We start from the raw sequence: 22,917 nt of genomic DNA, 5'->3' as shown, positions 1-22,917 counted from the left end.
TTATATCAGGCTTTATGTTCAGCAATCAATTGACAGATTTGATTGTATTCTGTCTTTAATTGGTTGAATAATTCCTGCATACCTTCCGTATTCCCGGTTCTGAGTTGTTCTGTCATCGGGGTCAAAATGTTTAGTAGGGTGGTCAGATCAAGTGTTCCGGCTAATCCTTTTAACGTATGGGCATGGCAGAATGCCTGGTTGATATTATTCTCTACAAGACATTTCTCCATTTGGAGGAAATTTTCATCCATCGGAAATTTAGAAAGTATCCTTTCATATAACTGTTCATTATCCATGAATCGGTTTAATGCACTGCTCAGGTTAACTCCGTTTGCTTGTAATTTTTCTTTGTATTCGCTTGTCATGTCTTTGTAGTCGGTTTTATGTCACGAACTAATTATCAGTGACTAAAGAATATTACACAAAAGTAAATAAAATAATATACAAAAACAGAAAAGTCGTTATAATTCAATAGGATTCAGTGCTTTTTTTGTCGAAAAAAAACCGGAAGAATTTTGTAAAGATTCTTCCGGCATACTTATTTAATGAATGACTTTTTATTGGATACCGCGTTCGCGCAGTCTTTCCTGCCATTTCCAGGCAGAAGCCAATGTATCAGCCAATGTTTCTTTTGCTGTCCAACCCAATACTTTGTTAGCACGTTCCGGATTAGCCCAAACCTTTTCGATATCACCTTCGCGACGGCCTACTATCTTGTGAGGAACTTTTACGCCGGTAGCTTTTTCGAATGTGTTGATCAGTTCCAGTACGGTTACACCGTTTCCGGTTCCCAGGTTGAAATATTCAACATTTGCATCTGTCTTACCGCCCAACATACGGTCCATAGCAATCACATGAGCTTTCGCCAGGTCGACTACATTGATATAATCGCGGATACAAGAACCGTCAGGTGTATCGTAATCGTCACCGAATACGCTCAGTTCCTTACGGATACCGATAGCAGTCTGTGTCAGATACGGGATCAGATTCTGGGGAACACCGTTAGGCAACTCACCGATTTCTGCACTCGGGTGAGCTCCGATCGGGTTGAAATAACGCAGGATGATGCTCTTGAACGGAGCATTTGCGTGGATTGTATCGCGGATGATCTCTTCGTTGATCTGTTTGGTATTACCGTAAGGAGAAGTTGCCGGTTTGATCGGTGCATCTTCTGTTACAGGCAAGTTTTCAGGATCCGGCTGTCCGTAAACGGTACAGGAAGAAGAGAACACAATACCTTCGATATTGAATTCAGGCATCAGTTCCAACAGGTTGACCAGCGTAACGACATTGTTACGATAATACTTCAGCGGTTGTTGAACCGATTCACCGACAGCCTTGCTGGCAGCGAACAGGATGATACCGTTGATACCCGGATGGGCCTTCAATGCTTCACGAGTTCCTTCTTTATCTTTTAAATCCAGCTTGATAAATTCAGGACGGATACCTGTGATCTTTTCGATACCATCCAATACCTCGATATTGGAGTTCGACAGGTCGTCGATGATTACTACATCATAACCTGCATTCTGCAACTCAACTGTAGTGTGAGAGCCAATGTATCCGGTTCCACCTGCTACTAAGATTTTCTTTTTCATGCTAGTCTCTATTTAGATTAAATTATACGATTCCGGAGAATCCCATAAACGCCATAGCCAGTAAACCGGCAGTTATCAGCGCAATAGGGGTACCTTTCATACCTTCGGGAACACGTGTCAAAGCCAACTGTTCTCTAATCCCTGCAAAGATAACTAAAGCTAGCGCAAATCCAATAGCTGTTGATATTGCATATACAACAGATTCCAATAAATTATACTCTTTTTGTATTACGAGGATGGCGACACCCAGGATACAGCAGTTGGTGGTAATCAATGGAAGGAATACCCCAAGTGCCTGGTAAAGAGCCGGAGACACTTTTTTCAGGATGATCTCGACCATTTGAACCAATGCGGCAATGATCAGGATAAAACTGATTGTCTGCATAAAACCTAATCCGAATTTATCCAGGACATATTTCTGTACCAGGAAAGTGACAATGGTTGCGATGGTAAGCACGAATGTAACGGCTGCCCCCATACCTGCCGCAGTTTCCACTTTCTTCGATACACCGAGGAACGGGCATATACCCAGGAACTGTGCCAACACGACATTGTTGACAAATACGGCTGCGATAAATATTAGTATATATTCCATATCTTTCGTTTTTTAATATCAGGCTTTACGCAATTTGTTTACAATAGCAATCAGGTAACCCAGTGCGATGAAAGCACCCGGAGCCAGTACGAAGATCAGCGAACCGAATTGTTCAGGCATAAGAGTCAGGCCGAATAATTTTCCTGTACCCAATAATTCACGTATGCCACCTAGCAGTGTAAGGGCCAGGGTGAAACCGAGTCCGATACCCAGTCCGTCGAATGCGGAAGAAACGACACCATTTTTAGCGGCGAAAGCTTCTGCACGTCCTAATACGATACAGTTTACTACAATCAACGGAATGAATAGTCCCAGGCTGGCATACAATGCGGGAACGAAAGCTTCCATACACATTTGTACTACCGTAACGAATGTCGCGATAATAACGATATATCCGGGGATACGTACCATATCCGGAATAAGATTCTTCATTGCGGAGATCGCCATGTTGGAACAGATCAATACAAACATGGTTGCAAGTCCCATACTCATACCGTTCAGTGCTGAAGAGGTTGTACCAAGAGTTGGACACATACCCAGCAGTAAAACAAATGTCGGGTTCTCTTTGATGATACCGTTCATCAATATTTTCAGATTACTCATTGTCGTTTCCTCCCTCTTTAGTGTTAGCGGTTGCACCGGTTACTCCGTCAGTACCAGAGAATGCGCTGTAAGCGCGGTTCACTGCATCCAGGAATGCGCGGCTGGTGATGGTTGCAGCTGTGATAGCGTCCACGTCTCCACCGTCTTTAGTTACTTTTAGCGGTCCGCTTGTCAAGTCGCGTCCCAGCACACTTTGTTTGTTCTTATCTGCACTAAACCATTCCTGCATCTTGGCACCGAGACCCGGAGTTTCCGCATGTTGCAATACTGAATAGTTTAACAGTTTTCCAGTTTTATCAAATCCGACGATTACTTTAATTTCGCCGCTGAATCCTTTCTTGGTGTTACTTTCAACGGCAGCACCTACGAATTCACCGCCTTTGGTAGCCGGGTAGATCTTTAGTGAGTCGCCTTCGGCTGTAACGGCCATATAGGCATCTTCCGATGGTTTATTGTCAAACTCAGGGGTAACAGCTTTGATCGCTGCTTCCAGCGCAGCCGCTTTGGAGGCGGCAATCGGACCGGTGGTGTACATGTTCACTCCAGCTAATATCGCTCCGGCCGCCACACAAATGATGGTAAGCGACAAAAGCATATTGGGTAATGTTGATTTTAGTTTTGCCATGCTTATTTCCCTCCAAAATGTTTAGGTTTTATATAACTGTTGATCAGCGGGGTAAATGCATTCATAATAAGAATAGCAAACGACATACCTTCCGGATAAGAACCGAATAAACGGATCACTGTGGTCAGGATACCGATACCGATACCGTACACCAACATTCCGTTCTTGCTCATCGGGGAAGTCACATAATCAGTTGCCATAAAGATAGCTCCCAACATCAGACCTCCGGATAGCAGGTGAACGAACGGGCTTGCGTATTGAACCGGATTGACCAGATGCATAATACCAGTAAATACAAATACCGTAACCAGGATGGAAACAGGAATCTGCCAGGTAATGATCTTTTTCCATAACATATAGCATAGTCCCAGAAGTAATGCCAACGCACTTACTTCACCGAGGCTACCGCCCATCTTACCGCATAACATATCGACCAATGTCGGTAATTTGTCGAGTGCCCCTTCGTTCATCAGGGAAAGAACGGTAGCACCCGTTGTTGCGTCAGTGTAAGCTGTCAGTTGTCCTACTTCCGGCCAGGTTGTCATCTGTGCCGGGAAAGAGATCAACAGGAATACACGTCCGACAAGTGCAGGGTTGAAAATGTTGTTACCCAGTCCGCCGAACGACATTTTCCCGATACCGATAGCTGCCAGCGCGCCGATCAGGATGATCCATACAGGCAGGTTCGACGGCAGGTTGAATGCCAGCAGGACACCGGTCAGGATGGCTGAACCATCGCATATAGTCGGTTCCTTTTTCATCAGGAACTTTTGGATCAGATATTCAAAGAGGACGCAGGATACGACCGATGTTGCAGTAACGATCAATGCACCCAGTCCGAAAAAGTAGAGGGATACCAGGAAAGCCGGAACAAGGGCAATCAGTACACCATACATATTCTTGCTTATGCTGTCACCACCGTGGATATGGGGCGACGGAGATACTATTAAATTATTTTCCATATTGCTCTGTTTTTATGACTTTCGTGCCCGCATGATTCCCATTACTTTTCCTTTACCTGAACGGATATAATCCAGCAACGGACGGTTGGCCGGGCAGGTATAACTACAAGAACCGCATTCGATGCAGTCGGTGATATGATTCTTTTCTGCCAGATCCCATTCTGTAAACTCTGTAGCATTCATCAGCAGGGTCGGGTTGAGGCCCATCGGACAAACATTGACACATTTGGCACAACGGATACAATCGCGCATCGGTTTACGTTCAGATTCTTTTTTTGTCATCAGCAATACGCCGGAGCTACCTTTGGTAACCGGCACTTCCGGACTGATCAGGGCTTTACCCATCATCGGACCTCCGCCGATTATTTTACCGGTATCTTCAGGAATACCGCCTGCAGCTTCAATCAATGCACTGATCGGCGTACCCATGCGAACCAGGAAGTTAGACGGATTGGCAACTGCTTTACCCGTTACGGTAACGACACGTTCGAACAACGGTTTGTTTTTCATCACCGCTTCATATACTGCATAAGCCGTACCTACATTCTGTACAACGGCTCCGGCAGAGATTGGCAGTGCACCGCTCTTTACCTGGCGACGAATCACAGCGTCGATCAGCTGTTTTTCACCTCCTTGAGGATATTGTACTTTCAGAGGCATGATGTCGATTCCTTTATATCCGGCAGCCAGTTTCTGCATAAGTGCGATGGCATCCGGTTTGTTGTTTTCAATACCGATCACTGCTTTTGTTACGTTGACGGCTTTCATCAACAGAGTAACGCCGACCAGAATCTGTTCTGTCTTTTCCATCATCAACGAATGGTCGGAAGTCAGATACGGCTCACATTCTACGGCATTGATAATAATGATCTCCGCTTTGCTTCCGGGAGGAGGCATCAGTTTTACCTGGGTAGGGAAAGTTGCGCCGCCCAGACCTACGATACCGGCAGCCGCGATCTTATCTACGATTTCCTTGGAAGGAAGCGGGCATTCTTTTACGAGTGTCTCGCTGCGATCGATGGATTCTTCCCATTCGTCGCCTTCCACATCAATATAGATAGCGGGACGTTTGTATCCGCTTGCGTCGAGGGCGTTATCTATCTTGTTTACTTTACCGGATACCGACGAATGGATATTCGCCGATACAAAACCTCCGGCTTTGGCGAGAAGTGTACCGACTTTAACCGGATCGCCCTTCTTGACCACAGCCTGGGCAGGAGCACCGATATGCTGGCTTAGCGGTATAATGACCTGCTTGGGTATAGCCAGTCCGGTGATTTTCTTCCCGGCAGACAATTTATTTTCGGGTGGATGTATACCTCCGATTCGAAATGTCCTTAGCATACTATTAGATTTTTATTTTTGAATTGTTTCTTCTGTTGTTTTTGTTTCAGGCGCTGTGGCTGCTTTTGCAGTCGGTTCAGCTTTAGTTGTAGCTTCTGCTTTCGGTGTTGTTTCGGCAGTTTTCGGAGCCGGTGTTGCTTTCGGGGCAACAGGCTTTACTTTGTCGGCGTCCACGGCAGGGGCAGCTTCTTTACGGGGCGGGAAATTCAGTTCATGAATCGCTCCGGTCGGACATACGGCTACACATTTGCGACACAAGCGGCATTTGCGGTAGTCGATATAAGCCACATTGTTTTCAAGCGTGATGGCTTCGAACGGACATTCCTTCACACATTTACCGCAACCGATACAAGCATTGGAACAAGCCTTGCGGGCTGCTGCTCCCTTGTCTTTATTCACACAGCTAACGAAGATACGACGTGATTTCGGTCCCTTCTTACGTAGTTCGATAATGTTTTTCGGACAGGCTTTTACGCAGGCACCGCATGATGTACATTTGTCATCGTCTACCTCGGGCAGTCCTGTTTCCGGATTGATGTGGATGGCATCGAAAGTACAGGCGTTTACGCAATCGCCATAACCGAGACAACCGAATGTACAGTTCGTTTCTCCTCCATATAAAGAGGAAGCTATGGCACAACTCTGTACACCATCGTAACGGTTTGTACGCGGACGGGCCTGGCAAGTTCCGTTGCAACGCACTACTGCTACCATCGGCTCTGCGCTGGCAGCTTCCATACCGAGGATTGAAGCAACTTTACCCATCGTTTCGGCTCCGCCTACAGGACAAAGCAGTCCTTCCAGTGAATCGGCTTTTACACAGGCTGCTGCAAAACCACCGCATCCGGGGTATCCGCAACCTCCGCAATTGGCTCCGGGCAATGCTTCCTGAACCTCTGCGATGCGGGGATCTTCGTATACTTCAAACTTCTTGGAGGCGGCGTAGAGAAATACTGCACCGATGGCTCCAATGGCTCCTAATGAAATAACGGCAATTAAAATCATGATATTTGATCAATTAAGTTTTTTCAGGGTAAATATGAATTTTCTTTTTAGTTTTTCGCGTAAAAAGTATAGTATGCAGTAGTAGGGAACTAATAGTAATAGACCGGTTAACCCGCTGGTTGTTTCGTCCCATTGCAAATAATTTCCTGCTACAATGGCCGCGACTACAATGATCAACGGAAGAACAAAGGCCAGTAACACAGCCTGTAGTCCGAGCGAACTCTGACCGCATAGCGTAACTTCTTCGTTTATGTGGAATCTGCCGGAGTTGGGATCATTCACTTCAATGATCTTCTCTTTCTGATCGGATGCGCTGCACATACCCTTTGCGTGGCAACCGGAACAGGCCGATTGTTGAATGATCCTGACAAAGATCGTATCGCCTTCGATCTTTTCGATTCTACCGTTGTGATTGATACTTTCGCTCATGTTTGTAATCTCGACATTGCAAAACCAGGGCAAAAGTAAGGATTATTTAGATAATATGTCACGATTAACAAAGTTTATTACAGAAATAATTGAGCTTTACTTACCATTTGTAATTAAAACCAAAACTCAAGAGTTCGTTGATCTGCAGATAACTGTCGAAGTCTTCATTCTTGGCAATACCGTCGTCATATCTCAGGTTCAGTGAGATGATGGTTGAGAAGAATCTGCTGATAGCCATATTCAACCGGTTTTCGAACTCACCCTGGATACGATGATAATTGGTATTGTAATTCAGACGGGAATACCAGCTGATATTCCGGCTGATGTCGAATGTCATGGTCGCATTAACAGTCGAACCGAACAGGCTCTGTTTGTACGGATAATTTTCTTCGGTATCTTTTTTCTGGAAATGGCGTGCCAGGTCGATGTCTTTATCTATCGTTCGGATATAAGTATAAGATAACGGTGCGATATTGGCAGATAATACCAGTTTTTTGTGTTTAGAAGATGCAAACGTCTTGTTCAGGTCATATTTCATACCGAGACCGAAGTTGATGCTGAATGGTGAAAGCAGACCGGCCAGTTTGACATTCTGGTTTTCTGCGTAACTGCTGAATAACTGTGTCTTGAATTCCATATCCAGCGTATAGTACCATTTGTTGAATGCCTTGTAACCGAAGTTACTGTAAATACGGAACACGTCATCACCGACTTTATAGTTACGCAAGGTATCTTTCGGTGCTGTATATAAGTTATTCTTCAATTCCAGTGAATTGGTGAACATGACCTTGTCCTTATTATAGTTGTAGGTGAACAGTTCGCGATTTGTCAGGTTCAGCGTACTAACACCACCTTTATGCCAGTTCGGAGAGATATAATTCTGTGCAAACTGGAGTGAACTTTCAAAGTGTGACGTCCAATACCGTCTTTCCGGAATGAATTTTACCGGAGCATCCACATCACTGAAATCAGCATCACTTTCCACTTTGATCATATCCGGCTGGTAAGTCGGTTTTGTGATCACTTTGGCGATCACTTTATCCTGTGGCAAATCCCTCATGGAATAACGGATGTAGTTCGGATAGTTTGCCTCTATATATTTATATGCTTTATTTTCAATCTCACGTCTTAACTCCTGTTCCTTAAATAAAGTATCCGGGGTAAAGGGTAGAGGTATATCGATTTTATTCTTCCAGGCATCTTTGTCATAGTACGAAAGATTGTCCGGCAGAAGTTTTCCTTTGAATATGATTGGCAGAAACAAAGGGTTCACTATAATCGTATCCCGGAAAGTTACGTTGCTGTCAAATATAGTGGAGGCATCACGAACTAAACGTGCCCAGTACATTGCTTCATCAGACAGTTCGACTTCGTCTTTTTTTAGAAAACGGAGCAGATTTTCATTGGGGGTAACCGGTGCGGAATACGACCGGTTCTGTTTCTCGAATTGTGCCCGCAGGCTAATGATATTATCCAGGTCCGGATCTTCTATTTCAATCACAGGGATAGTATCTGTCGCATTACCTTGCTCGGTCTGTGTGAGATTGCTCCCGGTAATGAGAGTCCCTTCCTGCGCTTTAGCCAAGCTTGCCAATGATGAAAGTATAAAAAACAGAATGAAGTATCTTTTGATAACCATAATACTTTTTTATTTGCAATCTTTAGTATCTACGATGCGAAATTAGATAAAAAGTATGAGATGTGCTAATCTTTTACATGATATAACAAACTTAACGGTCCGGGCTGTGAAAACTTATTGGTGGAGCCTTGAAAAAAGGCGAAAAACTCAGGTGTTAACAAAAAAAGCTCTTCGTATTGATTCATAGTTTATTACAGTTTCCTCGTAATTCCCTTCTTTGGAAACTCCAGTTTCCTGCCCGGGAAACTGTAATTCCCTCCGCAGGGAAACGGAAAAGGTATAGTACTGTGATTTCGGATGTCTCCTTGAAAAAATATCCGAGTCCCTTGCTGTCTGAATGAAAATGACTAACTTTGCGGTTTCGAAATGCAAGTGAGCAATTAAAAGACAATTAAAATATTACTATCGTGGCAGATACAAAGTACATCTTCGTTACGGGCGGCGTAGTCTCTTCTTTAGGTAAGGGAATTATTGCTGCATCATTGGGTAAACTCCTTCAGGCGAGAGGCTACAAGGTTACTATCCAAAAGTTTGATCCCTACATTAATATCGATCCGGGTACATTGAACCCTTATGAGCACGGTGAATGTTATGTAACCGTAGACGGACATGAAGCGGACCTGGACCTGGGACATTATGAACGTTTCCTGAATGTTCCTACCACACGGTCTAACAATATTACGACAGGCCGTATTTATCAGAGTGTAATAAATAAAGAACGTAAAGGCGATTACCTGGGTAAGACAGTCCAGGTGGTTCCTCATATCACAGACGAAATCAAACGGAATGTGAAGCTGTTGGGATCAAAGTACAAATTTGACTTTGTGATCACGGAGATCGGTGGTACCGTAGGCGATATCGAATCGTTGCCGTTCATTGAAAGTGTACGTCAGTTGAAGTGGGAACTGGGTAAGAATTGTATGTGCGTGCATCTTACTTATGTACCTTACATTGCGGCTGCCAAAGAATTTAAAACAAAACCGACACAGCATTCTGTTAAGCAATTACAGGAACTGGGTATCCAGCCGGATGTATTGGTTTTGAGAACTGAACATCTGCTGAGCAACGATATTACCCGCAAGGTTGCCTTGTTCTGTAATGTGGATGCGGATGCTGTTGTACAGTCTGTCGATGTTCCGACTATTTATGAAGTTCCGTTGGTATTGCAGCGTCAGAATATGGATGTTACCATCCTGAAGAAGATGGGACTGGAAGTAGGACCTACTCCGGAAATGAAACCCTGGAAAGAGTTCCTGAAGAAAAAGACAGATGCCACTGAAACTGTTAAGATCGGTTTGGTCGGTAAATATGTCGAATTGCAGGATGCTTATAAATCGATTGACGAATCATTGCTGCAGGCTGCTATCTATAACGATCGCAAACTGGATCTGCATCTGTTCCATTCTGAAAAACTGACTGAAGCCAATGCTGCCGAACAATTGAAAGATATGGATGGTATCCTGATCGCTCCGGGATTCGGGCAGCGGGGTATCGAAGGTAAGTTTGCCGCTTTGAAATATGCCCGTGAAAACGATGTTCCTTGCCTGGGTATCTGCCTGGGTATGCAGTGTATGGTAATCGAATATGCCCGCGATGTTTTGGGCCTGACCGAAGCTAACTCGACAGAAATGGAACCGAATACACCATACAAGGTGATCGACTTGATGGAAGAACAGAAAAATGTGACCAATATGGGTGGTTCTATGCGCTTGGGAGCTTATGACTGTGTTCTGACAAAAGGCTCGAAAGCGTATGAAGCTTACGGGAAAGAACATATCCAGGAACGTCATCGTCACCGTTTCGAATTTAACAACCAGTATCGCGAACAGTTTGAAGCAGCCGGTATGAAATGTACTGGTGAAAACCCGGAAACAGGTTTGGTGGAAGTGGTTGAGATTCCGGCACTGAAATGGTTCGTAGGTGTTCAGTTCCATCCGGAATACAACAGTACGGTAGTTAATCCGAACCCACTTTTCGTGAGCTTTGTGAAAGCCGCTATTGATAATAAATAACAATGTTATAGATGGATAAAAACACATTAATTGGTTTTCTGCTTATCGGTATTGTTTTATTTGCGTTCAGCTGGTTTAACAGGCCGACGCCTGAGCAGTTGGAAGCTCAGCGCCGTTATCAGGACTCGATCGCCAGGATCGAACTGGCTAAACAGGCTGAGATGCAGCTTGAAGACAGCAAAAGCACTGCCGATAATTCTTTTGACAGTCTGCCGGATTCTGCGCGAGCAGCCCGGCTGGAAAGCAATTTCGGGGTATTCGCCGCAGCTATGACAGGTACAGACGATGTAACTGTTTTGGAGAATGACCTGATTGAATTGCATATCAGTAATAAAGGAGGACGTATTTCATATGCCCGTCTGAAAGATTATACCACGTATGATAATAAGCCTGTTATCCTGTTTGAAGGAAAAGAGGCTTCTCTCGATTTCACACTGGTAACCGCAACAAACCGTGTATTGAATACTGCCGAACTGTTTTTTACTCCGGTAAAAACACAGGATCCGAACCAGTTGATCATGCGTGTAAATGCAGGCGAAGGAGGTTCGCTGGACTTTATCTATACAATTAAGCCGGACAATTATATGGTTCAGTTTGATATAAAAGGTACAGGTCTGAACGGTGTTCTGGCTCCAAGTACAACGGCTTTGGATATGGTTTGGAAACAAAAAATCCGCCAGCAGGAGCAGGGTATTAAATATGAAAACAGATATACTGCCTTGTATTATAAATTCCTGGCCGACGGTGTAGAACAGCTGAGCGAAAGTAAAAGTGAAGATAAGAAAGTGTCAGGCCGTCTGAAATGGATCGCTTATAAGGATAAATTCTTTTCGACGATAATGATTGCCGACGAAGGTTTTGAAAGTGCAACATTCGATTCGAAGATGGTTGAAGCTGATGGTATTGTGAAAGAGTTTAAGACAACAACGGCAGTTCCTTTCGACCTGAGAGGAAATGAGGTGACAACTTTCCGTTATTTCTTCGGACCGAACAGTTATCCCTTGCTGAAATCATATGACAAGGGTATCGCTTCCGACCAGCAGCTGGATCTGGAACGCCTGGTTCCGCTGGGAGCAAGTGTTTTCCGTTGGGTGAACCAGTATTTCGTTATTCCGCTGTTTGACTTCCTGGGTAAATATATCAAGAGTTATGGTCTGATCATCTTCCTGATGACAGTGATAGTGAAACTGATTTTATTCCCATTGACGTATAAGTCTTATATGTCATCAGCGAAGATGCGCGTACTTCGTCCGCAGGTGGAAGAGTTGAATGCTAAATATCCGGGACAGGATAAGGCGGTGGAGCGTCAGCGGGCTACGATGGAGCTGTATAGCCGTGCCGGGGCGAGTCCGATGGCAGGCTGTATACCGATGTTGTTGCAGATGCCGGTATTGATTGCCCTGTTCATGTTCTTCCCGTCGGCTATCGAGTTGCGTCATCAGAGTTTCCTTTGGGCACATGACTTGTCGACTTATGATGCGATTTTCAGCTGGAATAAATACATTCCTATTATTACTCCGTACTTCGGTAACCACATCAGTTTATTCTGTTTGCTGATGACGATCACCAACGTTATTTATACCAAGTATAATATGGAAATGACCAATACCGGACAACAGCAGATGCCGGGGATGAAGGCCATGATGTATATGATGCCGCTGATGTTCCTGGTGTTCTTTAACCAGTATGCGTCAGGTTTGACTTATTACTACTTCATTTCTACATTGATCACGATCGTTCAGACATTAGTATTCCGCTATACGATCAATGAAGATAAGTTGCTCGCCAAGCTGGAAGCAAACAAAAAGAAACCGCAGAAGAAATCCGGTTTCATGAAACGTTTGGAAGAAGCACAGCGTATGCAGCAGGAGCAGTTGAAAAAACAGCAGGAACAGAAAAAGAGAAGATAACATTCCCTGTACATGATAAAAAAGAAGGGCATGCCGGTCTGAAAGACGCGGGCATGCCTTTTTTTATGACCTATTATCTAAATAAGTTGTATATTCTGATCAATCGCTTGAATATGAATAAACATGGGGTTTGTTGTATTAAAATATTTATATATTTGCATCATTGTAATATAAGTCAACCTATTGTGGATTGTCGTTATGTTGACGACTTATTTATCGGATGGCAAGTTCCGATTGGATGGTTTGGAGTTATTAGTCTAAAATGATTCACTGATGAATAAGAAAGAAAGACTTTTGCAAGGAAGTGTAGCTGGGCTCTTTGCAGTGGTATGCGTTCTCTTTTTCCAGTTTTTGGTTTCTGATCATTTGTTCGCGAAGGAACAGATGGTAAGTATGGCGGGGTTGCCTGAGGTGCTGTCCGGATATTGGGGAAAGCCGGCATGGCTTGCCTGCTCCTTAGCAAAAATACTTACCTCCGTATTGGTTCCTGTCGGGGGCGGTGCTATTCTGATTACTTTGGTGCTGTTGTCCGAATGGTGGGCTTCTTGTTTCATCTTGAAGAAGTTTCATGTGGGTGAAATGGCCCCTTTATTTGCTTTGTTTCCGGTGATATTGGAGTGGGGTACTTACGCGAGTCCTTACTATCATCTGAATTCTATCTTGTCTCTGATAATAACACTCTATATATTCTGTGGCTATACGTTGATAAAGAAGAAATGGCTTTCAGGTATAATGGGATTCGTTTTGTTGTTTGTCGTTTATTCCTTGGTTGGTAGCCGGTTATTTATATTTATTATTTTGGTGTTGCTGTATGAGGCGGAGATAGAGGAAAAACGGTGGATGTATTGGACTTTGTTGTTGATTACAGGGACTTTGTTGCCTGAATTTCTGAAAAGTTTATATTCGCTTTCAGAAGAAGAAGCCTATCAGTATCCGCATGCATGGCTGCCGGCTTTTTTTCCGGCTATCATGTTAGCCAGTCTGCTGGTGGCAATGCAGTTTGAAAAAGTCCGGTATATGAAAGTCAGTACATGGTCTGTCTCTGTTACTTCCGGACTTTTACTGTTATTGCTGGCGGTTACTATAGTGAGCCATGTTGCTCGTTGAGAAAAGCGAGTGCTTTCTCCATGTCTTCCGGCGTGTCGATACCGATCGTCTCCTGTTGGGTTATGCCGACTTTTATCTTGTAACCGTTTTCGAGCCATCTGAGCTGTTCCAGGCTCTCGGCCAGTTCCAAAGATGATTGGGGCAGGTTGGTGATTTCCTTCAGCGTATCGGCCCGGTAAGCGTATAAACCGATATGTTTATAATACGTATGGTTGGGTAACCATTCCTGATAGTTCTTACCACGCATATAGGGAATAATGGAGCGGCTGAAATACATTGCTTCATTGTTCTTGTTGAGGACGACTTTCGGGGAGTTCGCATTGAAGAGTGCCGTTTCGAAATCATCATCCGGGCGGAAAGGTTTAACCAGTGTGGCAATCTGCGTTCCGGCATCCGTAAAGCACGCTTTCAATGTTTCAATCTGTTCCGGATGGATAAAAGGTTCATCGCCCTGAATGTTGATCACTACGTTGTAACCTTCTCCGACTTTGGTATAAGCTTCATAAACACGGTCCGTTCCGCTTCGATGCTGGTCGGAAGTCATAACGACATTCCCGCCAAAAGCTTTTACGGCAGCTTCAATCCGGCTATCGTCTGTGGCGACACATACGGCATCCAGTACATCTTTCACCTGTTCGTATACACGTTGGATCATCGGTTTTCCTGCCATGTCGGCCAACGGTTTTCCCGGAAAACGGGTAGAGGCATATCTTGCCGGTATTATTCCTATAAATTTCATATCCGGTTGTTTTATTCGTTAATTGATTATCTTACTGTTTTACCTTCGCTGAGGCGCAGCACTTTCTCATGCTCGCCGACAATCCATACAATATCTCCCTGTTCGAAAACGGTGGTGGGAGGCGGATTCTTGATCGAGTGAGAGTCCCGTTCGATTCCGATGACAAGGCATCCGGAGTTATCGCGTATACCCGATTCCAGGATCGTCCGGCCGATCAGACCGGAGCCTTCGCTGATAAAGAACTGTTCCATGTTGACCTCTTTCTTTTCCTGTAGGTTGTTCATCGATTCTTTATAGCGCTCTTCTATGTATTGCCGGAAATGAGTTAGGTCGTCGTCTGCACCGACTACGACCAGTTTGTCGAACGGATAGAGCCGTTCGTTTCCTCCCGGTATATTGATGCGTTTGCTCCCACGGATGATTGTGACGATATTTACGTTACATTTCTGTCGGAAGTTGAGTTCTTTCAAAGTTTTGCCCATACTGGGGGAATTTTGTTTCACTTCGAAATCGGCCAGGTGAAGGTCTCGCTCCAGTAAGTGGCTGGCAAAACGCTGGTTGATAGGTGCGTTCCGCTCGCTTTCCATTTCACGGGCAGTCAGGTTCGTAAAGAAATGGCGCTCCATCAGGATCGACTGCTTTTTCAGCCGTTTCGAGAAGATAACCAGTGCTATGACTGTTGCAGCGATGGCAAGGCCAATTCCGACGGCTGTATTCAATAATCGTGCGATCGGCAGCATGACGAGTCCTATACATAATATAATACGCAGTACGATCAGGGAAACAAGCGGACCACGGTTATATTTGCTGTCATGCCATAATTGCTCGTATTCAGCCGAATGATTTTTCTTCATCATGATAGCGCGCAGCATCGGCGAGATAAGAAGAAGGATCAGAACCAGAGATATGCTTTGTCCCTGTATGCCGGGAAGTTGTTTGATGATGAACGGAGCAATAAACTGTAGCCATATAAAGATCAGTACCAGGGTAACGGCTGTATAAGTACCGACAATACGTACCAATGCTTTCAATAATTTATCCCACGCACTTTTTTGCCGGATTGTGTTGGAACCGGAGGAGTAACGTTCAAGAAAACTCATCCAACTGGCGGGGATAAGTCGTTCGGCAACCTTACAGGCAGGTTCCGCCATACGTATCATATAAGGTGTAAAAAAGGTCGTTATGACGGAAACGGCTACAACGATCGGGTAGAGGAAATTGTCCGTCACTTTGAGCGTTAGTCCTAAAGAGGCTATGATAAAGGCGAACTCGCCGATCTGTGCCAGGGAAAAGCCCGATTGGATGGCGACTTTGACGGTCTGTCCTGATAAGAGGACACCGAAGCTGGCAAAAAGAATTTGTCCGACCATAACGACAAGCGTCAGGATCAGGATCGGTATCTTATATTCCCAAAGCAGTACCGGATCGATCAGCATACCGACGGAAACGAAGAAGATGGCACCGAACAGGTCCTTTACCGGTTTTACGATGTGTTCGATATGTTCGGCATCGATCGTTTCGGCAAGGATCGATCCCATAACGAATGCACCTAGTGCTGAAGAAAAACCGGCCTTGGTTGCGATCATGACCATTCCCAGGCATAAACCGAGACTGACGATCAGCAAGGTTTCGTCGTTGAGGAATGTCCGTGCTTTCTTCAGGAAAGAAGGGATAAGATAAATGCCGACAACAAAGCAGAAAAGTAGGAAGACGCCCAGCTTTACCACACTGTCCAGTAACTCCATACCTTCGACATGCTTACTTACCGCAAGTGTGGAAAGTAGCACCATCAGTAAGACGGCAAACAAATCTTCTACGACCAAAATACCGAATACGACCCCGGCAAACCGCTGGTTGCGCAGTCCCATATCGTCAAAAGCCTTGAATATAATCGTGGTGGACGACATCGAGAGCATTCCGCCCAGAAAAAGACTATTCATATGTCCCCAACCGAGCGATAGTCCGGTGATATATCCGAATGTCATCATCCCGATAACGACTGTGACCGCTCCGATCACTGCCGTTCCGCCGACTTTCATCAGTTTTTTGAAACTGAAGTCCAGTCCAAGTGCAAAAAGCAGGAACACGACACCTATATCCGCCCAAATACGGATACTTTCTACGTCAGATACAGTGGGAATCTCTTTTATCGCTGGTCCTGCCAGAATTCCGGCAACAATATAGCCCAGTACGACCGGTTGCTTTAATTTCTTGAAAAGCAAAGTAACAAGCCCTGCAGAAATCAGTATTACTGCCAGGTCTGAAATTAATGAGGGGATCTGTGACATGCTTTCACTCTTTTTCGGTTGGCAAAGTTAGACATTTATTTTAATTTTGCCGGTCAAATAATGAGCCAAAATGAAGAAGAAACATCCGATAGAAGCATTGATTGAACAGGGCGAGCATCAACAACTCGATTTCAAGTTCGAGGTAAGCGACAGTAAAAAGATTGCCCGCACCTTGTCTGCTTTTGCCAATACCGATGGCGGTCGGTTGCTGATAGGGGTAAAAGACAACGGGAATATTTCCGGTGTACGCAGTGAGGAAGAGTATTATATGATTGAGGCTGCCTCAAAGATGTATACCCGGCCGGAAGTTCCTTTTGAGGCTACACGTTGGGAGATAAATGGGAAAACGGTATTGGAAATCTATATAGCGCCCAGTCCGGAGAAACCTCATCTGGCACCGGATAAAGAGAATAAATACAAAGCTTATATCCGTGTGGCCGATGAGAATATTCTGGCGAACGAGATTCTGATGCTTGCCTGGGAGAAGAAGCATATGAAAGACGGAACACTGGTGAAGATCAGTAAGCCGGTAGAGCGTTTGTTTGCCTATCTGGACCAGCATCCATCTATCAATGTTGGACAATTTTGCCGTGTAGGCCATGTAAATTATTACACGGCCAGGAATATTCTAAGCGACCTGCTGGCTATCGATGCCTTGCAATATGTGGTTATTGATAAGCGCATTCTCTATGAGCGTGTGCCCGGGAATGATAAACTGGCATTATAAGTCGGGATTTTCCACATATACCTGCGCATTCTCGAAGCGGACGACTTCCACTTTTGTCCCTTTTTCGATGAATCCGGACTCTGAAACACCGTCATAGAGTTCGTTGTCGATCATCACTTTGCCCGAAGGACGAAGAACGGTAAAGGCTGTTCCTTCCTTTCCGATTAGGGAAGTCAGGGAAGGGGAGGAGTGGGCATCTTCCAGGTCTTTGTGGAGTGCCACTTTCCGCATCATGCCTTTTGTGCCTATTTTGTTGGATAGCCAGATCATCAGTACGAAGCCTAGCCCCAGTCCGATCAGAACGGTCAAGGTTGCCTCGCCAATTTCTTTTGTGGAAACCTCTTCGAAGTTAAAGTCTGTATTGTTCAGCAGACTGAGTGTCAGTCCGGCTATCAGGAAGATAATTCCGCTGATACCGGCTATTCCGAATCCTGGAATAATAAATATCTCAACCGCGATCAGGAGCAATCCGAGAATAAATACCAGGATTTCCCAGTTCTGTGCCAGGCCATCGATGTATAAAGGAGCGAAATAAAGTATGGCGGCGACTACGGCAGCTGCCGATGGAAAACCGAGCCCCGGTGTCTGCATCTCGAAGTAAATACCTCCTATTATAATAATGATCAGCAGCGATTGCAGCATTGGATTCATCAGAAAACCTTTCAGATCGTCCTCCCAGGAGGGTTTATATGTTTTCAGTTCGTAGTCATTGTATCCCAAATACTTGGTAATCACTTCGTCCGGCGTTTCTGCGATCCCGTCGCAATATTTCCATTCCAGTGCCTCGTCGGCTGTGAAAGTGAGAACTTTCCCCGAATCGATCAGGTTGGGAACGACGACGCGTTCATCTACCATAGCTTCGGCGATCAACGGATCCCTTTTCCATCTGAATGTCGTGTCTTTCTCCTGTATGATCGTGTCTTTTCCATGCGCTTCGGCAGTCGAGCGGATCATGGAACGCATATAAGACTGATATTTGTCGGGTAAGGCGGCTCCGGTTTGGTTGACGACGGTCGCAGCTCCGATGTTGGCCCCTTTTCGCATAAATATTTTTTCACACGCAATGGAGATAAGTGCTCCTGCTGAAGCAGCATTGTTATCGATAAAAACATAGACCGGGATCGGATTGTATAAAATCGCTGTGCGCATTGAATCCGCAGCTTCGAGCAATCCGCCGTAAGTGTTCATATGGAGAAGGACTGCATCTGCCCCTAACAATTTGGCTTCTTCCAATCCGTTACGGAGGTAGATACGAGTGGTGTTATTTATCTCTTTTTTTATATCTATCTGATAGACGAGTTTTCGCTCTTCCCCTATTGATTTAAAGGTTGTTATCAGAAGAAATAGCAATAAAAACAAGAGCTCTGAATTTTTCTTCATTTTATCTAAATATCTATACTTTTTGTTCTTTGTTGAAAATTGTAACATACAACTTGTAAATTTTATATTTATACAAGTTGTAAACTTGTAAAAGCTGTTCATTTTCAGCAGCATTTGTTATAAATATATTAAGTTACGATTTTTAATATTAATATTTCTCAAAGCGCCATTCGATATCAATAATATTTTCTACATTTGTATTGTCTCTCAATAGTGAGGGGCTATACTTAACCGGTATTAACCTTTTATAAATAGTAAGTAATATGAATGCGTTGCAATTTCAGAAAAAATTATTGAGCATGCAAGAAAACATGATGAATTTTGCACTGATGCTCACCGCAAATCGGGATGACGCCCAAGATTTGATGCAGGACACAACGCTGAAGGTTTTGGACAATCAGGAAAAGTTTGTTGACAATATTAATTTTAAAGGTTGGGTCTTGACCGTAATGCGTAATATCTTCATTAACAATTACCATAAGATAGTTCGTACGCAGACCGTTGTTGATCAAGGTGTTGATTTGTATAATCTAGACGTCGTAAATGATTCGGGATTTGATTCTCCGGACGGAGCATATCAGATTCAGGAGATCACAAAAGCCATTAATGGATTGAATGAAGAATTGAAAGTTCCTTTCTCCATGTTTTTAAGTGGCTATAAATATAATGAGATCGCGGATAAACTGAATGTACCACTGGGAACTGTAAAGAGCCGTATCTTCTTTGCACGCCAGGAGTTACAAAAAGTTTTGAAGGATTTTCGTTTAGGATAGTGGTTAATATTCTAATAAACAAGTTAATAAAAAGAAGAGGCTTCCGATTGGAAGCCTCTTCTTTTTTAATATATAGATGATAAAAATGACATATTAATGAATTAATCCGTACTTTTGCCGCAAAATACTAAAACATAATGAGAAGTTTTGCAAGCGATAACAATTCAGGCGTCCATCCGTTGGTAATGGAGGCTGTGATAAAAGCAAATGAGGATCACGCAATCGGATATGGCGACGATCCCTGGACAGCTGCTGCAGTGGCAAAAATCAAGAGTATATTCGGTGGAGAGGCTTCTCCGTTCTTTGTTTTTAACGGAACCGGAGCCAATTCGGTGGCATTGCAGGCGGTAACACGTCCTTTCAATAGTATTTTGTGTGCAGAAACGGCACATATTAATGTCGATGAATGTGGTGCCCCGGCACGTATGACCGGATGTGCAATCGCCACTATTCCGACTATTGACGGCAAACTTACCCCCGAACTGATTAAGCCGCGCTTACACAGTTTCGGCGTTTGCCATCATTCACAACCGAAAGCGGTCTATATATCACAGGTTTCGGAGTTGGGAACAGTTTATACGATTGAGGAAGTAAAAGCGATTGCAGACTTGTTACATGCTCATAATATGTATTTACACATGGACGGTGCGCGTTTGGCGAATGCCTGTGCGTATCTGAATTGTTCCATGAAGCAGGTGACAGTAGATGCCGGTGTCGACATTCTTAGTTTTGGCGGTACCAAAAACGGTATGATGATGGGGGAAGCTGTTATCTCTTTCCGTCCGGAAATCACGGAGAACCTGCAATATTACCGGAAACAGTCGGCTCAACTGGCTTCCAAACTGCGTTATCTTTCAGCCCAGTTCATCCCTTATCTGGAAAATAACCTGTGGCTTGAAAATGCCATGAAAGCCAATATCAGTGCTGCGAGATTGGCAGAAGCATTGAAGCAATATCCTCAGATACAATTTACACAGAAGGTAGAAACGAATCAGATATTCTTTACTATCCCTTCCGAACCTTTGAAGAAACTGCAGGAACGTTATTTCTTCTATATGTGGAATGAAGAAAACAATGAAGCACGCCTGGTTACTTCCTGGGATACGACAGGAGAAGATATAGCTCAATTTGAGCAGGATTTGAAAGACGTAATGTCTATTGATTAATCGTCATATTATCGGAACATCCGTATGTAATTAAAATTTCTCTCGAATGGAATACTATTTTCTCTCGGGAGAAATTTTTTTTTTAACCGAATGTCCTTGCTTTTTGCTACTTTTGTCATCTGTTAATCACTAAACAATAAACATATGAAACACGGGAGTGGGTTGATGGCGGTACTTTTTATGTTATTGCCGTTATGTAATCTTTATTCACAGGAGAAGGGGGCGAGGGAAGATAATACCTTGCGTATAATGAGTTATAATATTCGTAATGGGAGAGGAATGGACGATGTCTCTAACTTTCAACGTACGGCTGACGTAATTAATAAAGTACGTCCGAATGTTGTTGCCGTACAGGAAGTGGACAGTGTGACAGGCAGAAGCGGTCAGATCGATGTGTTGCGTGTGTTGGCTGATAAGACACTGATGTTTCCGATATATGCTCCTGCGATCGATTATGACGGAGGAAAATATGGTATCGGTATGTTGGCAAAGGAAAAACCGCTCGGTTACCGGTACTTGGCGCTTCCGGGAAGAGAAGAAGAACGTGCCTTGCTGATCGTTGAGTTCGAAAAATATATCTATTGTTGTACCCACCTTTCGCTGACAGGAGAAGATCGTCTGGCTTCGTTGGATATTATCCGCAGGGAAGCGGCAAAAGCCAATAAACCTCTCTTTATCGCCGGCGATTTTAATGCACATCCCGATTCGGAAGTCATTAAAGGTATACAGAAAGACTTTGTGATCCTCACAAATACCAAACAACCTACTTTCCCTGCAGACGAACCGACTGAAACAATTGATTATATTGCTGCCTATGCAAAAGATACTACAGCATTTACACGTCTTTCTTCATGGGTGGTAAATGAATCGGCAGCTTCCGATCATCGTCCGATCGTAACAGATATTGTTTTTATGCAACCGGCTGACAAGATTTTCCGCACGGAGCCTTATTTACAGAATCCCGTAGGAAACGGAATTACGGTTATGTGGCAGACTACTGTTCCTACTTACAGTTGGGTGGAATACGGAACGGATAAGAACCAGTTAAAGAAAGCACGTACCATCGTAGACGGTCAGGTAATCTGTAACGACCTGCAGAATAAGATCAGACTGAATGACCTGGAACCGGGCAAGACTTATTATTATCGTATTTGTTCACAGGAAATCATGCTGTATCAGGCTTATAAGAAAGTATTCGGAGAAACGGCTGTTTCCGATTTCCACACATTCACATTGCCGGCAGCTTCTGATACTGATTTTACTGCTATTATCTTTAATGACCTTCACAAGCATTCTGAAACATTGCAGGCTTTGTACAAACAGGTGAAAGACGTAGATTATGACTTCGTTATCTTTAACGGTGACTGTATCGACGATCCTGCCAACCATGATGAAGCCACTCATTTCCTTTCCGAACTGAACGAAACTGTGGGTGCGACGGATGTTCCTGTCTTTTACCTGCGTGGTAATCATGAGATCAGGAATGCCTATTCGATCGGTTTGCGAAAACTGTTCGATTATGTAGGCGATAAGACATACGGAGCTTTCAATTGGGGCGATACGCGTATCGTTATGCTGGATTGCGGGGAAGATAAGCCGGATGACCATTGGGTGTATTACGGTCTGAATGATTTCTCCGCCTTGCGCGAAGCACAGGTCGGGTTTCTGAAAGAAGAGCTGGCATGCAAGCCGTTCAAACAGGCGGCAAAACGTGTGTTGATTCACCATGTGCCTATCTATGGTAAAGATGTAGACCGTTATAACCCTTGTCTGGAACTGTGGAGCGGACTGTTGGCAAAGGCCCCGTTCAATGTATGTATCAACGCGCATACTCACCGTAACGCTTATTATCCGAAAGGCGATGCCAACGGAAATAACTTTCCGGTTATCGTAGGAGGCGGTTACCGTATGGACGGTGCGACGGTCATGGTGCTTCAGAAAAAAGGAAAGGACATGACTTTGAAGGTCTTGAATACGAAAGGCGAAACCCTTCAGGAATTGAAATTGTAATTAAA

General features: G+C 44.2%; 20 protein-coding genes. 7 read left to right on the top strand and 13 right to left on the bottom strand.

Features of this window, described 5'->3' with window-relative positions; all coding sequences use genetic code 11:
* Window positions 1–5: 5 nt before the first annotated feature.
* From P3L47_RS21970 to P3L47_RS21925, 10 genes are all read right to left on the bottom strand, one after another.
* Window positions 6–365 (bottom strand): Hpt domain-containing protein, encoded by a 360-nt coding sequence (locus P3L47_RS21970; RefSeq protein ID WP_122363564.1) that lies wholly within the window; start codon window positions 363–365, stop codon window positions 6–8.
* A 192-nt stretch (window positions 366–557) separates the two neighbouring features.
* Window positions 558–1,598, bottom strand: a complete 1,041-nt coding sequence (galE, locus tag P3L47_RS21965; RefSeq protein ID WP_122363563.1) for a UDP-glucose 4-epimerase GalE — start codon at window positions 1,596–1,598, stop codon at window positions 558–560.
* A 22-nt stretch (window positions 1,599–1,620) separates the two neighbouring features.
* Complete coding sequence (gene rsxA / locus P3L47_RS21960; RefSeq protein WP_122363562.1) at window positions 1,621–2,193, bottom strand: electron transport complex subunit RsxA; 573 nt, start codon at window positions 2,191–2,193, stop codon at window positions 1,621–1,623.
* Between the two features lie 18 nt (window positions 2,194–2,211).
* A complete protein-coding gene (locus P3L47_RS21955; RefSeq protein WP_277782129.1) occupies window positions 2,212–2,796 on the bottom strand; it encodes an RnfABCDGE type electron transport complex subunit E in 585 nt (194 codons plus the stop codon).
* Window positions 2,789–3,421 (bottom strand): RnfABCDGE type electron transport complex subunit G, encoded by a 633-nt coding sequence (locus tag P3L47_RS21950; protein WP_122363561.1) that lies wholly within the window; start codon window positions 3,419–3,421, stop codon window positions 2,789–2,791. The genes P3L47_RS21955 and P3L47_RS21950 overlap by 8 nt, the downstream gene beginning before the upstream one ends.
* Window positions 3,422–3,423: 2 nt before the next feature.
* Window positions 3,424–4,383 (bottom strand): RnfABCDGE type electron transport complex subunit D, encoded by a 960-nt coding sequence (locus tag P3L47_RS21945; RefSeq protein ID WP_277782128.1) that lies wholly within the window; start codon window positions 4,381–4,383, stop codon window positions 3,424–3,426.
* 12 nt (window positions 4,384–4,395) lie between these two features.
* The gene (gene rsxC / locus P3L47_RS21940) at window positions 4,396–5,727 is read right to left on the bottom strand and encodes an electron transport complex subunit RsxC (protein WP_277782127.1); all 1,332 of its coding nucleotides are present in this window, start codon (window positions 5,725–5,727) and stop codon (window positions 4,396–4,398) included.
* Between the two features lie 12 nt (window positions 5,728–5,739).
* The gene (locus P3L47_RS21935) at window positions 5,740–6,732 is read right to left on the bottom strand and encodes a Fe-S cluster domain-containing protein (protein ID WP_122363558.1); all 993 of its coding nucleotides are present in this window, start codon (window positions 6,730–6,732) and stop codon (window positions 5,740–5,742) included.
* A 9-nt stretch (window positions 6,733–6,741) separates the two neighbouring features.
* Complete coding sequence (locus P3L47_RS21930) at window positions 6,742–7,161, bottom strand: SoxR reducing system RseC family protein (RefSeq protein WP_277782126.1); 420 nt, start codon at window positions 7,159–7,161, stop codon at window positions 6,742–6,744.
* A 100-nt stretch (window positions 7,162–7,261) separates the two neighbouring features.
* Window positions 7,262–8,800, bottom strand: coding sequence for a DUF3078 domain-containing protein (locus tag P3L47_RS21925; protein ID WP_277782125.1), 1,539 nt, complete (start codon window positions 8,798–8,800; stop codon window positions 7,262–7,264).
* Between the two features lie 407 nt (window positions 8,801–9,207).
* Between P3L47_RS21925 and pyrG the strand changes: the two genes are divergently transcribed.
* The 3 genes from pyrG to P3L47_RS21910 all read left to right on the top strand — a co-directional run bounded on the left by pyrG (window position 9,208) and on the right by P3L47_RS21910 (window position 13,829).
* On the top strand, window positions 9,208–10,812 hold the full coding sequence (gene pyrG / locus P3L47_RS21920) for a CTP synthase (protein WP_277782124.1): 1,605 nt from the start codon (window positions 9,208–9,210) through the stop codon (window positions 10,810–10,812).
* A gap of 11 nt (window positions 10,813–10,823) precedes the next feature.
* A complete protein-coding gene (yidC, locus tag P3L47_RS21915) occupies window positions 10,824–12,722 on the top strand; it encodes a membrane protein insertase YidC (protein ID WP_277782123.1) in 1,899 nt (632 codons plus the stop codon).
* Window positions 12,723–12,995: 273 nt separating this feature from the next.
* On the top strand, window positions 12,996–13,829 hold the full coding sequence (locus P3L47_RS21910; protein WP_122363554.1) for a DUF6057 family protein: 834 nt from the start codon (window positions 12,996–12,998) through the stop codon (window positions 13,827–13,829).
* Here P3L47_RS21910 and kdsB read toward each other — a convergent pair.
* Window positions 13,804–14,568: a 3-deoxy-manno-octulosonate cytidylyltransferase gene (gene kdsB, locus P3L47_RS21905; RefSeq protein ID WP_277782122.1), complete on the bottom strand. Its 765-nt coding sequence runs from the start codon at window positions 14,566–14,568 to the stop codon at window positions 13,804–13,806. The two genes, P3L47_RS21910 and kdsB, sit on opposite strands and share 26 nt — an antisense overlap.
* A 26-nt stretch (window positions 14,569–14,594) precedes the next feature.
* Window positions 14,595–16,856 (bottom strand): cation:proton antiporter domain-containing protein, encoded by a 2,262-nt coding sequence (locus P3L47_RS21900; RefSeq protein ID WP_277782121.1) that lies wholly within the window; start codon window positions 16,854–16,856, stop codon window positions 14,595–14,597.
* A gap of 70 nt (window positions 16,857–16,926) precedes the next feature.
* Between P3L47_RS21900 and P3L47_RS21895 the strand changes: the two genes are divergently transcribed.
* Window positions 16,927–17,583, top strand: a complete 657-nt coding sequence (locus P3L47_RS21895) for an AlbA family DNA-binding domain-containing protein (protein ID WP_277782120.1) — start codon at window positions 16,927–16,929, stop codon at window positions 17,581–17,583.
* Here P3L47_RS21895 and P3L47_RS21890 read toward each other — a convergent pair.
* On the bottom strand, window positions 17,578–18,963 hold the full coding sequence (locus tag P3L47_RS21890; RefSeq protein WP_122363581.1) for an NfeD family protein: 1,386 nt from the start codon (window positions 18,961–18,963) through the stop codon (window positions 17,578–17,580). The genes P3L47_RS21895 and P3L47_RS21890 overlap by 6 nt on opposite strands.
* Window positions 18,964–19,226: 263 nt before the next feature.
* On the opposite strand from P3L47_RS21890, the gene P3L47_RS21885 reads away from it, so the two are divergent.
* The 3 genes from P3L47_RS21885 (at window position 19,227) to P3L47_RS21875 (ending at window position 22,912) form a co-directional block, all read left to right on the top strand.
* Window positions 19,227–19,736 carry an RNA polymerase sigma factor gene (locus P3L47_RS21885; RefSeq protein ID WP_122363550.1) on the top strand — a complete coding sequence of 170 codons (510 nt, stop codon included), beginning with the start codon at window positions 19,227–19,229 and terminating at the stop codon, window positions 19,734–19,736.
* A 137-nt stretch (window positions 19,737–19,873) separates the two neighbouring features.
* On the top strand, window positions 19,874–20,902 hold the full coding sequence (locus P3L47_RS21880) for a threonine aldolase family protein (RefSeq protein WP_277782119.1): 1,029 nt from the start codon (window positions 19,874–19,876) through the stop codon (window positions 20,900–20,902).
* 180 nt (window positions 20,903–21,082) lie between these two features.
* The gene (locus tag P3L47_RS21875; RefSeq protein ID WP_277783730.1) at window positions 21,083–22,912 is read left to right on the top strand and encodes an endonuclease/exonuclease/phosphatase family protein; all 1,830 of its coding nucleotides are present in this window, start codon (window positions 21,083–21,085) and stop codon (window positions 22,910–22,912) included.
* The last annotated feature ends 5 nt before the right edge of the window (window positions 22,913–22,917 follow it).

It is taken from the genome of Parabacteroides chongii, from assembly GCF_029581355.1.
GTDB lineage: Bacteria > Bacteroidota > Bacteroidia > Bacteroidales > Tannerellaceae > Parabacteroides > Parabacteroides chongii.
The sequence above is the reverse complement of the archived record's forward strand: the minus strand, read 5'-3'. Positions and strand labels throughout refer to the sequence as shown.